General features: G+C 71.5%; 16 protein-coding genes and 1 tRNA gene. 3 read left to right on the forward strand and 14 right to left on the reverse strand.

The genetic code is table 11. The features are described 5' to 3' along the window. Positions 1-98 precede the first annotated feature (98 nt). Genes hutH through ACQPZW_RS04845 form a run of 6 tightly spaced genes read right to left on the reverse strand, consistent with a single transcriptional unit; the run spans position 99 to position 7,742 of the window. Positions 99-1,634, reverse strand: a complete 1,536-nt coding sequence (gene hutH, locus ACQPZW_RS04820; protein ID WP_433793623.1) for a histidine ammonia-lyase — start codon at positions 1,632-1,634, stop codon at positions 99-101. Beyond that, positions 1,631-2,818 (reverse strand): imidazolonepropionase, encoded by a 1,188-nt coding sequence (gene hutI / locus ACQPZW_RS04825; protein WP_433793624.1) that lies wholly within the window; start codon positions 2,816-2,818, stop codon positions 1,631-1,633. Before hutI ends, hutH begins: the two co-directional genes overlap by 4 nt. After that, positions 2,815-4,092: a formimidoylglutamate deiminase gene (locus tag ACQPZW_RS04830; RefSeq protein ID WP_433797424.1), complete on the reverse strand. Its 1,278-nt coding sequence runs from the start codon at positions 4,090-4,092 to the stop codon at positions 2,815-2,817. Before ACQPZW_RS04830 ends, hutI begins: the two co-directional genes overlap by 4 nt. Next, positions 4,092-5,246, reverse strand: a complete 1,155-nt coding sequence (locus tag ACQPZW_RS04835) for an allantoate amidohydrolase (protein WP_433793625.1) — start codon at positions 5,244-5,246, stop codon at positions 4,092-4,094. Before ACQPZW_RS04835 ends, ACQPZW_RS04830 begins: the two co-directional genes overlap by 1 nt. Beyond that, entirely contained in the window at positions 5,243-6,874 is a 1,632-nt protein-coding gene (gene hutU / locus ACQPZW_RS04840; protein WP_433793626.1) for a urocanate hydratase, read from the reverse strand. The genes ACQPZW_RS04835 and hutU overlap by 4 nt, the downstream gene beginning before the upstream one ends. Positions 6,875-6,896: 22 nt before the next feature. Next, the gene (locus ACQPZW_RS04845; protein ID WP_433793627.1) at positions 6,897-7,742 is read right to left on the reverse strand and encodes a MurR/RpiR family transcriptional regulator; all 846 of its coding nucleotides are present in this window, start codon (positions 7,740-7,742) and stop codon (positions 6,897-6,899) included. Positions 7,743-7,854: 112 nt separating this feature from the next. Here ACQPZW_RS04845 and ACQPZW_RS04850 point away from each other — a divergent pair, with 112 nt between their 5' ends. Together ACQPZW_RS04850 and ACQPZW_RS04855 are read left to right on the forward strand one after the other, a co-directional pair. After that, positions 7,855-8,676 (forward strand): MOSC domain-containing protein, encoded by an 822-nt coding sequence (locus ACQPZW_RS04850; protein ID WP_433793628.1) that lies wholly within the window; start codon positions 7,855-7,857, stop codon positions 8,674-8,676. A gap of 43 nt (positions 8,677-8,719) precedes the next feature. Beyond that, positions 8,720-9,664 carry an expansin EXLX1 family cellulose-binding protein gene (locus tag ACQPZW_RS04855; protein ID WP_433793629.1) on the forward strand — a complete coding sequence of 315 codons (945 nt, stop codon included), beginning with the start codon at positions 8,720-8,722 and terminating at the stop codon, positions 9,662-9,664. A 52-nt stretch (positions 9,665-9,716) separates the two neighbouring features. On the opposite strand, the gene ACQPZW_RS04860 is transcribed toward ACQPZW_RS04855, so the two are convergent. From ACQPZW_RS04860 to ACQPZW_RS04880, 5 genes are all read right to left on the reverse strand, one after another. Continuing rightward, positions 9,717-9,800: transfer RNA gene (locus tag ACQPZW_RS04860), tRNA-Leu, on the reverse strand. 12 nt (positions 9,801-9,812) lie between these two features. Next, entirely contained in the window at positions 9,813-10,280 is a 468-nt protein-coding gene (locus ACQPZW_RS04865; protein ID WP_433793630.1) for a helix-turn-helix domain-containing protein, read from the reverse strand. Between the two features lie 255 nt (positions 10,281-10,535). Beyond that, a complete protein-coding gene (locus ACQPZW_RS04870) occupies positions 10,536-10,760 on the reverse strand; it encodes a hypothetical protein (RefSeq protein ID WP_433793631.1) in 225 nt (74 codons plus the stop codon). A 170-nt stretch (positions 10,761-10,930) separates the two neighbouring features. Continuing rightward, positions 10,931-11,407 (reverse strand): thioredoxin-dependent thiol peroxidase, encoded by a 477-nt coding sequence (gene bcp / locus ACQPZW_RS04875; RefSeq protein WP_433793632.1) that lies wholly within the window; start codon positions 11,405-11,407, stop codon positions 10,931-10,933. A 19-nt stretch (positions 11,408-11,426) separates the two neighbouring features. Continuing rightward, positions 11,427-11,852 carry an S-adenosylmethionine decarboxylase family protein gene (locus ACQPZW_RS04880; RefSeq protein ID WP_433793633.1) on the reverse strand — a complete coding sequence of 142 codons (426 nt, stop codon included), beginning with the start codon at positions 11,850-11,852 and terminating at the stop codon, positions 11,427-11,429. Positions 11,853-12,153: 301 nt separating this feature from the next. Here ACQPZW_RS04880 and ACQPZW_RS04885 point away from each other — a divergent pair, with 301 nt between their 5' ends. After that, entirely contained in the window at positions 12,154-12,525 is a 372-nt protein-coding gene (locus ACQPZW_RS04885) for an Asp23/Gls24 family envelope stress response protein (protein ID WP_433793634.1), read from the forward strand. A gap of 178 nt (positions 12,526-12,703) precedes the next feature. Here the strand turns inward: ACQPZW_RS04885 and ACQPZW_RS04890 are convergent, their stop codons facing one another. The 3 genes from ACQPZW_RS04890 to ACQPZW_RS04900 are packed head-to-tail and all read right to left on the reverse strand — an operon-like array spanning position 12,704 to position 14,885. Further along, positions 12,704-13,678, reverse strand: coding sequence for a hypothetical protein (locus ACQPZW_RS04890; protein ID WP_433793635.1), 975 nt, complete (start codon positions 13,676-13,678; stop codon positions 12,704-12,706). Beyond that, positions 13,675-14,397, reverse strand: coding sequence for a DsbA family protein (locus ACQPZW_RS04895; protein ID WP_433793636.1), 723 nt, complete (start codon positions 14,395-14,397; stop codon positions 13,675-13,677). The genes ACQPZW_RS04890 and ACQPZW_RS04895 overlap by 4 nt, the downstream gene beginning before the upstream one ends. Next, positions 14,394-14,885 (reverse strand): MauE/DoxX family redox-associated membrane protein, encoded by a 492-nt coding sequence (locus ACQPZW_RS04900; protein WP_433793637.1) that lies wholly within the window; start codon positions 14,883-14,885, stop codon positions 14,394-14,396. The genes ACQPZW_RS04895 and ACQPZW_RS04900 overlap by 4 nt, the downstream gene beginning before the upstream one ends. Positions 14,886-14,941: the final 56 nt, after the last annotated feature.

Consider the following 14,941-nt stretch of genomic DNA (forward strand, 5'->3'; position numbering starts at 1 on the left):
GGACCGGCCAGAGGAGAGCCGGGACCGGCCAGAGGAGAGCCGGGACCGGCCAGAGGACAGCCGGGACCGGCGAGAAGACAGCCCGAAGGCCGGGATCGTCAGCGGAGGACGCCGACCTCCGCCTCGATCGCCGCGCGCAGCGCCGGCCCGGAGACCACGGCGCGGGCCTGCTCCAGGATCGGGGCCAGGAACACGTCCGGGCCGGGCTCCCCGGCGAACGGGGCGACCGCGGCCAGCGCCGCCCGCCCGGCCGCCGAGGGGGTGAGCGGGGCGCGTAGCTGAAGGCCGCGGACGGCGGAGAGCAGCTCGACGGCGAGCAGGCTGGTCAGGTTGTCCAGGACGGTCCGCAGCTTCTTGGTGGCGGCCCATCCCATCGACACGTGGTCCTCCTGCATGCCGCTGGTCGGCAGCGAGTCCACCGACGCCGGGGAGGCGAGCCGGCGGTTCTCGGCGACGATCCCGGCCGCGGTGTACTGGGCGATCATCAGCCCCGAGTTGACGCCCGCGTCGGGGGAGAGGAAGGGCGGCAGCTCCCGGGAGCGGGTGACGTCGAGCAGACGGTCGACCCGGCGTTCGGCGATGGCGCCGACCTCGGCCGCGGCGATGGCCAGGAAGTCGGCGGCGAAACCGAGCGGCGCACCGTGGAAGTTGCCGGTCGACTCGACCCGCCCGTCCGGCAGCACGACCGGGTTGTCGACGACCGACACGAGTTCCCGCCCGCTGGTCGTGATGACGAAGTCGAGGGTGTCGCGGGCCGCTCCGGCCACCTGCGGAGCGCACCGCATGGAGTACGCGTCCTGCACCGCGTGTGCCAGGTCGTCGCGGTGCGAGTCCATGATCGCCGAGCCCTGCAGCAGCCGGTGGATGTTCGCGGCCGAGGCGGCCTGCCCCGGATGCGGGCGGATGTCGTGCAGCTCGGGCAGGAACGGCCGGTCGGATCCGAGCATCGCCTCGATGGCCAGGGCCGCGGTCACGTCGGCCATGGTGAACAGGTGCCGGGCGTCGGCGATCGCCAGCAGCAGCATCCCCAGCATCCCGTCGGTGCCGTTGATCAGCGCCAGGCCCTCCTTGGCGGCCAGGTCGAGCGGGCTCAGCCCGGCGCTGCGCAGTGCTTCGGCGCCGGCGATCCGGGAGCCGTCCTTGGCGAGCACCCAGCCCTCGCCGAGCAGCACGAGCGCGCAGTGCGCGAGCGGCGCCAGGTCACCGGAGGCGCCGAGCGACCCGTGCTCCGGCACCCACGGCGTGATGTCGTGGTTGAGCAGGTCGACGAGACCCTGGGCGAGGACCGGCCGGACCCCGGAGCGGCCGAGCGCCAGCGACCGCACCCGCAGCAGCATCATGGCCCGCACCACCTCGCGGGGCATGGGCGCGCCGATGCCGGCGGCGTGCGAGCGGATCAGCGCGTGCTGCAGCTCGGCGCGGCGGGCCGGTTCGATGGAGGTGCCGGCGAGAGCGCCGAACCCGGTGGAGACGCCGTAGACGGGCCGCCCGGAGGCCTCGATGCCGTCGACGATGGCCCGGCTGCGGGCCATCGCCTCGACTGCCTCGGGCGCGATCTCGACATGCGCGTCGGTGCGGGCGACGGCGACCACGTCGGCCGCGGAGACGCCGGTGGACTGAACGGTGACGATCATTGAAGCACTCCGTTGTGCAGTACGGAACGGACCAGGGGGACACCGGGCCGGTAGGCCAGATGCAGGTGGGAGGGCGCGTCGAGCACGATCAGGTCGGCGCGGGCGCCGACCGCGATCCGGCCGACGTCGCCGCGGCGCAACGCCTGCGCGCCACCGGCGGTCGCCGCCCACACCGCCTCGGCCGGGGTCATCCGCATCTCACGGACGGCGAGGGCGATGCAGAAGGACATCGAGGAGGTGTACGACGACCCGGGGTTGCAGTCGGTGGCCAGTGCGACGGTGACGTTCGCGTCGAGCAGCCGCCGCGCGTCCGGATAGGGCGAGCGGGTGGAGAACTCGGCGCCCGGCAGCAGGGTGGCGACGGTGCTGGAGTGCCCGCCGTCGGCGCACATGCAGTCGATCGCGGTCGAGGCCAGCGCGTCCACGTCGGCGTCGTCGAGATGAGTGCAGTGGTCGACGCTCGCGGCGCCCATCTCGACGGCGAGCCGCACCCCGGGGCCGGGGCCGAGCTGGTTGCCGTGCACGCGCAGTCCGAGTCCGGCGGCCTGCCCGGCGGCCAGAATGGTGCGGGATTGGTCCTCGTCGAAGGCGCCGCGCTCACAGAACACGTCGATCCACTTGGCGTACGGCTTGGCGGCCGCCAGCATCGGCCCGGTGACGAGGCCGACGTACTTCCACGGATCACCGGCGTGCTCGGCGGGCACCACGTGCGCGCCGAGGAAGGTGGTCTCGCTGGTCAGCTCCGAGGCGATCCGCAGGGAGCGGGCCTCGTCGTCGACGTTCAGCCCGTAGCCGCTCTTGATCTCGACGGTGGTGGTGCCCTGCCGGCGCATCTCGGTGACCAGCCGGGTGGTGGCCCGGCGCAGATCGTCATCGCTCGCCGCGCGGGTGGCGCCGACGGTGGTGCGGATGCCGCCGCCGGTGTAGGGCTCCCCCGCCATCCGGGCCGCGAACTCGGCCGCCCGGTCCCCGGCGAAGACGAGGTGGGCGTGGCTGTCGACGAAACCGGGCAGCACGGCCGCGCCGTCCACGTCGAGGACCGCGTCGGCGGCCGGGGCACGACTGGCCGGGCCGACCCAGGCGATCCGATCGTTCTCGGTCACCACCGCCATGTCTCGGGCGAGCCCGAGACGACGGTCACTGTTGGTGACCAGCTCACCGATGTTGGTGACGAGCAGACTCATCGGAGCACCTTCGCCAGCTCTCGGGGGACGTCGACGAGCGTGTGCACGCCGTCGGCGACGATCCGCCGGCCGCCGGAGATCACGTGCGTGACGTCGGCGGCGGTGGCGGCCAGAATCGCCTGCGACGGGTGCGCGCCGGTGGTCCGTACCGTGGAAAGAGAGATCGCCACCAGGTCGGCCCGCAACCCGGGCGCGATGGCGCCCGCATCGTCCCAGCCGAGGGCCCGATGCGCCGTCGCCGCCGCGACCAGCGACGCGGCCGGGAAATGGCCACGGCTCTCACTGGCCAGCCGCTCGTTCATCTCCAGCCCACGAATCTCCTCGAACGGGTCGATCACCGCATTGCTGTCGCTGCCGAGACTGAGCGGCACATGCGCGTCGGCCAGGGTGCGGGCCGGGCCGATGCCGTCTGCCAGGTCACGTTCGGTGGTGGGGCAGAAACAGACACCGGTGCCGCTGTCCCCGAGCAGCTTCACATCACCCTCGGTGAGGTGGGTGGCGTGTACGGCGGTGGTGCCGGGCCCGAGGACACCGTGCCGGTCCAGCAACTCGGCCGGGGTGCAGCCGTGCACGGCCCGGCACTGCTCGTTCTCGGCCCGCTGCTCGGAGAGGTGCACGTGCAGTGGCGCGCGACCGGCCAGCTCGGCCAACTGGCCGGCGGGCACCGCGCGTACCGAATGGATCGCCGCCCCGACGACCGCGTGCGGCCCGCCGCGCAGATCGGCCACCCGCGCCGCCCACCCGCCGGCGTCGCCGTCGCCGAACCGTTCCTGCACACCGTGCAGCGGTGTGCCGTCCACACCGCCGGTGAGGTAGAGCGTGTCGAGCAGGGTGATCCGGATCCCGGCCTCCTCGGCGGCCTGGATCAGCGCCGCGCCCATCGCGTTCGGATCGGCGTACCGGACCCCGCCCGGCGCGTGGTGCAGGTAGTGGAACTCACCGACGCAGGTGATCCCGGCCAGCGCCATCTCGGCGTAGACGGCCCGCGCCAGCGCCAGATAACCGTCCGGGTCGAGGGTCGCCGCGACCGCGTACATCTGGTCCCGCCAGGTCCAGAAGCTGCCCCGGCCGGTGTGCGTGCGCCCGCGCAGCGCCCGGTGGAAGGCGTGCGAGTGCGCGTTCGCGAGGCCCGGCAGCACCAGCCCGGGCAGTGGCTCGCCCGCGGCCGGCGATCCTGGGGTGACCGCCGTGAACCGGCCGTTCTCGATCTCGATCCGCACGTTCTCGGCCACCCCGTCCCCGACCCAGGCGTGCCGCGCGTGGAACACCGTCATCACGTCAGGTCCTCCAGCACCCGGGCCAGGGCTTCGACACCGGCTTCGCAGTCGGCGTCGGAGGCGTGCTCGGCGGGCGAGTGCGACACCCCGGTCGGGTTGCGGACGAACAGCATCGCGGTCGGCACGTGCGCGGACAGCACCCCGGCGTCGTGCCCGGCCCCGGTCGGCAGGATCGGCGCGCCGCCGAGCAGCGCGGAGATCCGCTGCGCGAGGTCCGCCTGGAAGGCGACCTCGCCGGTCACCGACTCGGCCGTCACCTCCAGGGTGGTGCCGTCCCGGCCGGCCCGCTCGGTCGCCTTCTTCACGACCGTGTCGACCAGTTGGTCGAGGGTGGCCGTGTCCGCGGCGCGGGCGTCGAGCCAGCCGCGGACCAGCGACGGGATGGCGTTGGTGGCGTTCGGCTCGACCTGCACCCGGCCGACCGTGGCATGCGCCCCGGAGAGCCGGGCCTCCTTGTTCGCGGCGAGCACGGTGAACGCGAACGTCAGCATCGGATCGTGCCGGTCGGTCATCCGGGTGGTCCCGGCGTGGTCACCGACGCCGGCGAAGTCCATCCGCCACCGGCCGTGCGGCCAGATCGCGCTGGCCACCCCGACCGGCGTCTGCAGGGCGACACCCTGCTCGATGTGCAGCTCGACCACCGCCGCGAGACCGGTGACCCGTTCGTCCCGCCCGGCGGGCGGGGCCCCGAGCGCCTCAGCGAACGAGACGCCGTCACGATCCGTCAGGGCGGCCGCGCGAGCCGGGTCGACAACCCCGGTCAAGAGCCGGGACCCCAGGCACGGTACGCCGAAACGCGCCCCCTCCTCCTCGACGAAGGCCGCGACGCCGACCTTGCGGTCCGCGGGCACCCGGTCCACGGCCAGGAACGCGCTCACGATCCCCAGCGGCCCGTCGTAACCGCCCCCGTGCGGCACCGAGTCGAAATGCGACCCGGTCAGCACGGTCCCCGGCGCCCACGGCTCACCCCGCCACGCGAACAGGTTCCCGTTGCCGTCGTCGGTGACCGTCATGCCCCGCCGGGCGGCCTGCCCCCGGAACCAGTCCCGCAGCGTCAGCTCCGGCTCGGTCAGCGCGAACCGCAGATAGCCGCCGCTGTCGGCCCGCCCGACCGGCGCGATCTCGGCCCACAGCTCGGCGAACCCGCTCATCGCGCCATCGGGATCTGCACGCCACCGGCCGAGTGCGACTCGTATCCGGCGTCCACGTGCCGCAGCACACCCATCGCCGGGTCGTTGGTCAGCACCCGCTCGATCTTCTGCCCGGCCAGCGCCGTCCCGTCGGCCACACACACCTGACCGGCGTGGATGCTGCGCCCGATGCCCACCCCGCCACCGTGGTGAATCGACACCCAGCTCGCCCCGGAAGCGGTGTTGACCAGCGCGTTCAGCAGCGGCCAGTCGGCGATCGCGTCGGACCCGTCGAGCATCGCCTCGGTCTCCCGGTACGGCGACGCCACCGACCCGGCGTCCAGATGATCCCGCCCGATCACGATCGGCGCGCTCACCTCACCGCGCGCGACCATGTCGTTGAACCGGACACCGGCCTTGTCCCGCTCGCCGTAGCCCAGCCAGCAGATCCGCGACGGCAGCCCCTGGAAGGCGACCCGCTCCCCGGCCAGCCGGATCCACCGGGCCAGCGGGTCGTTGTCCGGGAACAGCTCCAGCACGGCCCGGTCGGTGGCGGCGATGTCGGCCGGGTCACCGGAGAGCGCGGCCCACCGGAACGGGCCCCTACCCTCGGCGAACAGCGGCCGGATGTACGCCGGCACGAACCCGGGGAAGTCGAAGGCCCGCTCGTACCCGGCCAGTCTCGCCTCACCACGGATCGAGTTGCCGTAGTCGAACACCTCGGCCCCGGCGTCCTGGAACCCGACCATCGCCTCGACCTGCCTGGCCATGCTCACCCGCGACCGGTCGGTGAACTCCTCCGGCTTGGCCCGCGCATACTCGGCCATGTCGTCCAGCTCCACGCCGGTGGGCAGGTAGCTGAGCGGGTCGTGGGCGCTGGTCTGGTCGGTGACGATGTCGATCGCCACACCCTTCGCCAGCAGCTCCGGGAAGACCTCGGCGGCGTTGCCGACCACCCCGACCGACAGTGCCTTGCGCTCGGCCTTCGCCTTCAACGCGGTCGCCACCGCCTCGTCCAGCGAATCGGCGATCACGTCCAGGTAGCGGGTGTCGACACGGCGCTGCAGACGGGTCCGGTCGACGTCCACGATCAGGCAGACGCCACCGTTCATGGTCACCGCGAGCGGCTGCGCGCCACCCATGCCACCGCAGCCACCGGTCAGCGTCAGCGTCCCGGCCAGGTCACCGCCGTACTTCTTGGCGGCCACCGCGGCGAACGTCTCGTAGGTGCCCTGCAGGATGCCCTGCGTGCCGATGTAGATCCACGAGCCGGCGGTCATCTGGCCGTACATGGTCAGGCCGAGCTGCTCCAGACGGCGGAACTCCGGCCACGTCGCCCAGTCGCCGACCAGGTTCGAGTTGGCGATCAGCACCCGCGGCGCCCACTCGTGCGTGCGCAGCACACCGACCGGCTTACCGGACTGCACGAGCAACGTCTCGTCGCCCTTCAGCTCGTCCAGCTCACGCACGATCGCGTGGAACGACGGCCAGTCCCGCGCCGCCTTGCCGGTCCCGCCGTAGACCACCAGATCCTGCGGCCTCTCGGCCACCTCCGGGTCGAGGTTGTTCATCAGCATCCGCTTGGCGGCCTCCTGCGGCCAGCCCTGCGCGGTGTACGCCGTACCGCGCGGCGCCCGGATCTCCGACATGCTCGTCTCCTCCCTACGCGCTCTACGCGAGAAAAATGTGCCGCCGCGCGGCGGTGGCCTCGAACTCCTCGAGGCGGCTCTGCACCGGCTCGGGGGCCGCGTCACACATCGCCTGCAACAGCACCATGGCCATCGTCATCGGGCCGGTGTGCAGGTCGAACACGAGCTGCGTGCCCACCGCGGCGGGCAGCACCACGTCGGCGTGCTCGGCCACCGGGCTGACCGCCGAATCCGTGATCGCGACCACCGACAGCCCGGCCGCCCGTGCCTCGCGGACGGCCTCCACCGACTCGCGCGGATAGCGGGGGAGCACGATCGCCAGCATCGCACCGGCACCGTCCGCGCGGGCCTGATCGAGCCGGTCCAGCAGACTCGTCCCACCACCGTCGAGCACTCGCACGCCGGGGAACACCTTGGCCGCGAAATACCCGAAGTACGCAGCCAACGGCGCCGCGGCCCGCAGGCCCAGGACCGGCAGGGGACGGCTCCCGATCAGCAGGGCGGCCGCCTTGCGTACGTCCTCGGGGTCGTGCAGTTGCTCCCCGAGCCGCCGCAGGTGCTCCGTCTCCGCGTGCACCGCGCGCTGCATCGCGTTGCGCTCCGCCGGCTCGGCCGGCGCGTCCGCGGTGAGCGCCCGCAACTCCCGCCGCAGCGCCGGATAGCCCGAGTGGCCCAGCGCCATCGCGAACCGGGTCACCGACGGCTGACTCACCCCGGCCAGCTCGGCGACCTCGGCGGCGGACAGATACGCCGCCTTCGCCGCGTGCTCGACCAGGCTGTGCGCGATGCGCCGCTGCGTGGGGGTCAGGCGCGCGCCCTGGAACAGATCCAGCACACGCCCGGCGGCTTTGACCGCTCCGTCATTCACGGAAGCAGCTTATGCATAAGAACTTTCAGAAAACCAGACTTCATGTCCCTTCAACACCCGACCCGACCCTCCAGAAACTCGACCACGACGCCGCCGTGGCAGGGTTGCGGGCATGCGGATCAGCTCGCTCCACACGTACCCGGTCAAAGGCTGTCACCGCCTCGACCACGACGAAGCCGCTGTCGAACCGTGGGGCCTCGCCACCGACCGCCGCTGGATGATCGTCGACGCCGACGGCGTCGGCATCACCCAGCGGGAGACCGCCACCCTCACCCAGCTCACCGCCCGCCCACACCCCGGCGGCCTGCACCTCAGCGCCCCCGGCATGCCCGACATCGACCTCCCCGAACCCGCCGACGGCCCCGAAGCCCAAGTACGCGTCTTCCGTTCCAAGACACCCGTCCCCGCCCGCATCGCCGACACCGACTGGGTCACCGCCTTCCTCCGCCGCGACGCCCGCCTGGTCTGGCAGGCCGACCCCACCACCCGCGCGGTGACCGAGTTCGCCCAGCCCGACGACCGCGTCAGCCTCGCCGACGGCTACCCCGTCCTGCTCGCCAACACCGCCTCCCTCGACGCCGTCAACGACTGGCTCCTCGAAGCCGGCGACGACCCCGTCCCCATCCACCGCTTCCGCCCCAACATCGTCGTCACCGGCGCCCCCGCCTGGGCCGAGGACGACTGGCTCGGCCGGCGCCTCCACATCGGCGACCTCACCTTCCGCGTCGCCAAGCCCTGCGGCCGCTGCCGCGTCACCACCATCGACCAGGAGACCGGCGAGACCGGCCGTCAACCGCTGCACATCCTCGGCCGCCACCGCCGCTTCGGCACCAGCCTCGACTTCGCCGTCAACCTCATCCCCGACCTGACCGGCCACCTTCACGTGGGTGACCAGGTCACCGTGCAGAGTGACGGCGCCTTAGGAGAGTCTTAGGAGAGTTGCCCCCACCCCCGCCCGGCGACCAGGATGCCAGGTCGTGAGTGCTCATCGATCCGCGTTCAGTGCCCGATGGCTCGCCGCCGGCGGCGCCGCCGTCCTCGCCGGCATCCTCGGCGTCGCCATGCTCCTGACGAACGGCGGATCGGCCTGCGCCGCCCCACCGGGCACCACCCAGAAATCCGGCAAGGCCACCTTCTACGACCTGGCCGGCACCTCCGGCAACTGCTCGCTCGAGGTCCCCGCCGACGACCTCTACGTCGCGCTCGGCCCCTCCGAGTACTCCGCGGGCGCGTCCTGCGGCGCCTACCTCGACGTCACCGGCCCCAAGGGCAAGGTCCGCGTCAAGGTCTTCGACTCCTGCCCCGAATGCCCCGCCGGCCACATCGACCTGAGCCGCACCGCGTTCAAGAAGATCGGCGCCGAGATCGACGGCATCATCCCGATCAAGTACAAGCTGGTGACGAACCCGGCCACCCCCGCCGGCATCAGCGTGCGGATCAAGGAGGGCGCCTCCCAGTACTGGTTCGCGGCCCGCATCGACAACCACGCCAACCTGCTCTCCAAGGTGCAGGTCGCCAGTGGCGGCGGCAGCTTCAAGAGCGCCCACCGCACCGACTACAACTACTGGCTCATCGACGCGGGTGCGGGCTCCGGACCCTACAAGATCAAAATCACCGATGTGTACGGCAACACGGCCACCGTCACCGGCGTGAAGATGTCCCCCGGCACCGTCCAGAAGACGAGCACCCGCATCACCGGCGGCTCCACCACGGTCACCACGGTCGAGAAGGCCGCCACGCCCACCGCCAAGGCCACCACCTCGACCCCGGCCAAGGCTGCCAAGTCGGCGCCCCCGTCCGCCGCGGCGACCTCGGCCGCGCCGCTCCCGGAGTCGGCCACGGCCCCCAGCGCCGAGGCCCCCGCCGCCGACCAGCCATTGGTGGACCTGGCCGCCGCCGAACCGGCCCCCTCCTCCTGCTGACGACACCACAACAAAAGCGGCCCGGCTCTCAGAGCCGGGCCGCTTTTGTGGGTGCGGAAGAGGGGACTTGAACCCCTACACCCTCACGGGCACGGGTACCTAAAACCCGCGCGTCTGCCTATTCCGCCACTTCCGCCCGATTTGCCCGTCAAGGCAAAGCGCTGTGAAGAGTGTAATCGGTCGGATGTCTCTCCAGTCCACTGCTCACGGCCGATCTGGCCGCCGCGGTGTTGAGTCCGGCTTCTCGGAGGATGTTCTCCACGGTGGATGCCGAGACCGTGATGGGCAGCGATGGCCGCACCCGGAGAGCCGCAGCGACCTTACGCGGGCCCCACGTGGGATTCGCCACCGCGAACGCGACGATCTCGGCACGGGTGATGCCGGGAATCCGCGGCCGCCGGCGGGCGGCTGCCACGGCCAGCGTCCCGGTGGCCTCCCAGCGGCGCATCAGTGCGTACACCTGGCTGGTGCTGCAGCCCAGCGTCCGCGCCCCGTCGGCGACGGAAAGGTCTTTGCGGGCCACCCGCTGGATCACCTCGATCCGGGTCTCCTCGGTGAGCTGCTCCGATCGTTGCGGAGTCGCCACGGGATCGCCCCGCTCGTCGACTCGGACCACCGCAATCCGATGGCGGGCCGGTTGCGCCCCGCGTAGTTCGCCGTCTGGCTGTGGCAGTTGGGGCAGAGGAATCGGAGGTTCTCCGCCCGGCAGTTCCAGAACTCGCCGTCGATGTGGTCGACCTGCAGGGTTAGAGCCCGCCCGTTCCAGGCGCCGCCGATGCCGCACTCGGCGCAGAGGTACGGGCGGCCGATCTCTCGAGCGCCCGGCGCAGCAGAGTCGGGGCCTGCCGCTTCGCCTCAGGCGGGCGCATGATCAGGATCTCGTCGGGTCGGCGGCGGCGCGGGCTGCGTGTGCCCCGGGCATGCGCACCCCCAGGAAGTGTGAGGTGTCGATGCCGAGCTGCGTGATCCGTCGGCGGAGGTGAGCGTGTGAGCCGCCGTTCAGTCGAAGGCCGAGGTGGCGCAGGACGCTCGTCATCGTGGTGGAGGCGGCGACAGCCTCCGTCAACATGTCGCGTGTGTACTTGGCGTGAGCCATGGTGTCTAGCGTACAGGGCGCATGGGGTCGCGTGGAATCGTGCACGGCGGCCGCCTTGCGGGTTGGTTACCGCATGACGGCCGCCGTGAGTCCGGGTTCCGCTTGCCGGGGAAGGGTTCGTCCTCACCATCGGCCGGGGGCGCCCGGAGTTAGGGCTTTCCGCTGACTTTTCAGTCGAGGCCCAGGTCGCGGCGGAGCTTGGCGACGTGGCCGGTGGCCTTGACGTTGTAGAGGGCGTGCTCGACCACGCCGTTCTCGTCGATGACGAAGGTGGAGCGGATGACTCCGGTGACGGTCTTGCCGTACAGCTGCTTCTCGCCGAAGGCGCCGTAGGCGATGAGAACGCTCTTGTCCTCGTCGCTGACGAGCGGGAACGTGATGGCGTCGTGCTCGCGGAACTTGGCGAGCTTGGCCGGCTTGTCGGGGGAGATGCCGACGACCTCGTATCCGGCGGCCTGCAGGGAGGCGAGGTTGTCACGGAAGTCGCAGGCCTGTTTGGTGCAGCCGGGCGTCATGGCGGCGGGGTACGCGTACAGCACGACTTTGCGACCGCGCAGGTCCTTGAGGGAGAGGCTGTCGCCGGTGTCGGTGGGGAGGGTGAAGTCGGGCGCTGCGTCGCCGGCGCCGAGACGCACGTTGTCTGTCATGGAACCGACCCTAGTGTGGTCATCCGGGGATTCGTTGTGTGCTCCACAGTTCGCGGGCGGCGGCGAGGTCGCGGGGCCATTCCTCGCCGCGGCGGGTGAGGGTGCGTTCGCTGATCTCGTAGTCACCGACGAGGCGGTGGAATTCGTCGAGAACGTCGGCTTCGCGGAACGGTTTGCAGGAGAAGATGTCCACGAAGATCTCGCGTAGATGCGGGTAGGTGTGGATGGCCGCGTGTGATTCGGCGAGGATGACGACCGCGGATTTCCCGGCCTTTTCGGGCGGTCCGTCCTCGGTGGCGACGAGCGGGCCGGCGATGACCGTCATGCCGATGCGATCGACCAGGTCACGCATGAAGCGGGTGAGGGCCGCGTCGTCGGCCAGGAGCCGGGTCTCGGCGATGCCGGAGAGCCGGAGGGTGAGTTCGTCTCCGTAATGGTCGGGCATCGTTCCTCCTCGAGTAATGCGATAACTGAACGTTAGCAATTGTTCACGCCCCGTGTCCGTATTGGTTCATGCCAATAATGGAGCCCTGTGGATTCCGTTTCGGCGGTCTCGTGGAAGCCGGTTTTCGGTTCCTCCGAATGCTGTTCGGGAACGGAAACGGCGGCGTTCCGCAAGGTGTTCTGCACGTCGAGTGACAGCCTTCGCGAGAATTTCACGTCGCGGGGCGCCGACCGGGATGGCATCGGCGCGCCGTGCGTGAGTACGCTGCGCGGCACAGGCGTCGAGAGTGGAGATCAGCGCTATGAGCGAGGCTACGGACGGCACGACCCAGCCGGGCACCACCACGGTTTCCAGCGAGGTCGTCGAGAAGATCGCGGTCGCGGCGGCGAAGGCCGTGCCGGGTGTGGCGGAGTTGGGCGGTGACGTGGCCCGCTTCTTCAACAGCGTCCTCGACAAGGTCGGGCTGGACCAGGTCGGCGACGGCAGCCGTGGCGTCACCGCGAAGGTGACCGGCAGCGACGTGACGGTGAATGTGGTGCTGGTCCTGGAGGCGGGCCGGGTGGTGGCCGAGGTGACCGCCGCGGTGCAGCAGTCGGTGACGGCGGCTCTGCAGGGTTACGGCCTCAACGTCCTGGCCGTCAATGTCAACGTGGACGACATCGCCGGCGTCTGACCCCTGCCCGGCAGACAGCCAGCCAGACAGACAGGCAGGTGGGCGGGCGGGCGAGCCGGTGGCGGATGGACGTGCCGTCACGGAGAACCGGAGACCGAAGAACCGGAGACCGAAGAACCGGAGAACCGGAGACCGGAGAACCGGAGACCGGAGAACCGGACGACTCGGGGACGGGAAGTCAGGCCGGCGCCGGCTCGGGGACGGCGGCGCGGAGGCGTAGGACGCCGGTGAAGGCCAGGCCGGCGCCCACACCGATGGCGCAGGCCACGGCGACCCGGGGGAACCAGGTGGGCCCGGCGGACGGGACGACGGCGGCGAAGAAGACGTCGGCGCTGCCGAAGCCGGCGAACGCGGCCAGGATGAAACCGGCCAGCGTGAGATAGAACGGCGGGCTCCAGCGGACCGCCGCGCCGGCGAGCAGGCCGGCGAGGATCGGTACGGGCGCCCAGCCGGCCCCGTCCAGGGCGGTCGTCACCACGTACCCCCAGGTGATCAAGCCGCCGAGGAGCGCGAGTGGACCCGCCACCCCGGGCCGCGGCCGGGCGAGAAGGACGACGGTGAGGCCCAGCAGGGCCGAGCCGAGCCACCACGCCCAGGCCGCCGGGGGTGGCTCGTAGTCGATGGCGCCCTGGATCTCGAAGGTGCGCGTCTGGTCGCGCAGGGGCACCACCCATTCGCGCACCCGGTGTGCCCGGCCGGGGTCGGCGGTCACCTCGGGTGGGGGAGCGGGCTCGGTCCAGCGGGCGCGCTGGTCGTGCCAGCGGACGGTGGTGTCGCCGGAGACGCGGCGCCAGGTGGGCGCGGTGGTCGGGTCGGCGGCGGCCGGGATCGCGGTCTCGCCGCCGAGGGTCTGGTTGATGTACGTGGCCGGCGAGTTGACGTTCTCGTAGGTGCCGTCCGGTCGCACTTCCAGGTACGGCTCACCGGAGTAGCCGAGGATCTCGACGGCACGGCCGCTGTCGTTGCCGAGCTCGAGCCGCGCCCCGCCTTCGACGACGCGGACGGTGACACCGTCGAGGGGGCTGCTGAGCCCGGCGACGGTGATCCGGTAGTCGCTGACCGAGGTGGTGTCGCCGGCGTGGGCGGACGCCGGAGTGGCCGGCACGAGGATCGCGCCGGCCACCGCCAGGATCGTGGGGAGGAGCCGTCTCACCCGGCTGCCCTGGTGACGGCCTCGGTGAGCACGTCGGTCGTCGGTTTCTCGATCTTCTGCCCGGCGACGAGGACGGTCGGGGTGCCGGTGTATCCCCGGTCCGAGAACGTCTTGGTCGCCCGGGTCGCCCACGGCTCGTAGGTTCCCTCGTTCACCGCGGCGACGAAGGTGTCGCTGGTCAGGCCGACCGACGCGGCCAGCTCGATGATCTTCGTGTTGCTCAGGCCCTCGGTGTTCTCCTCCGGCCGGTTGGCGTAGAGCACGTCGTGCAGCTCGGTGAACTTCCCCTCCTGGCCGGCGGCCGCGGACGCGGCGGCGGCGCGGGTGGAGTACTCGGTGCCCTTGGAGAAGTGGTCGAGGATCGCCACCGGATGGAACCGGATGGTGATCTTGCCGGAGTCGGCGAGCTGTTTGAGCGCGGGCCCGCTCGTGGTCTCGAAGTTGCCGCAGGCCGGGCACATGAAGTCCTCGTAGACGTCGACAACGACCGGCCCGCTGCCGACGGCGAACGCGGTGCCCTCGTCGACGGCGGCGCTCGGGATGACGAGTGTGCCGTCGTCCTTCCCGCTCAGCACGGTGTAGCCGATCAGCCCGGCGACGAAGAGCACCAGCACTACGGCGACCGAGGTCCAGAGGGTCACGGTGCGGCGCCGCTCGGCCGCCTTCTGGTCGGCGACGATCTGCCGCGCCTTGGCCGCGCGGTCCTTGCCCTTGCTCATCTTTCCCCCAGGAGGACGCCGTCGAGTGAGAACCGGGTACGGGGCCGCCATACCAGGAGCCCGGAGAGTGCCAGGAACGCCAGATCCCGCAGGATGTCGAGGCCGTACGCGGTGCTCTCGCCGCGGCCCAGCTCGCCGCCGCTGCTGAAGCACCCGCAGTCGATCCGCAGGCCGCGCGCCCACGCCGAGACGATGCCGGCGATGAAGACCGTCAGGAGCAGCGCCGAGATGACGGCGGTGAGCCGGGTCGACAGGCCGATCAGCAGGAGCAGGCCGAGCGCGATCTCGAGGAACGGCTGGACCGCACCGACCACCTCGGCGGTGTCGTACGACATCACCTGGTACGCGTTGACGGCCCGGGCGGACGCGGCCAGGTCGCCGACCTTGAGTGCGCCGGCCACCAGCCAGACCGTTGCGAGACCGAGCCGTGCCGCTGTGCCGATCCACGGCCACGCGACCGCCATGCGGGTCCGCAGTGAGGTTTCCATGGTCACCTTGGGGTAGTCGGAGTCCGTTCCTCTGAGGTTCCCGGCCATGGTGACTC

The organism is Actinoplanes sp. CA-252034 (assembly GCF_050956125.1).
Lineage (GTDB): Bacteria > Actinomycetota > Actinomycetes > Mycobacteriales > Micromonosporaceae > Actinoplanes.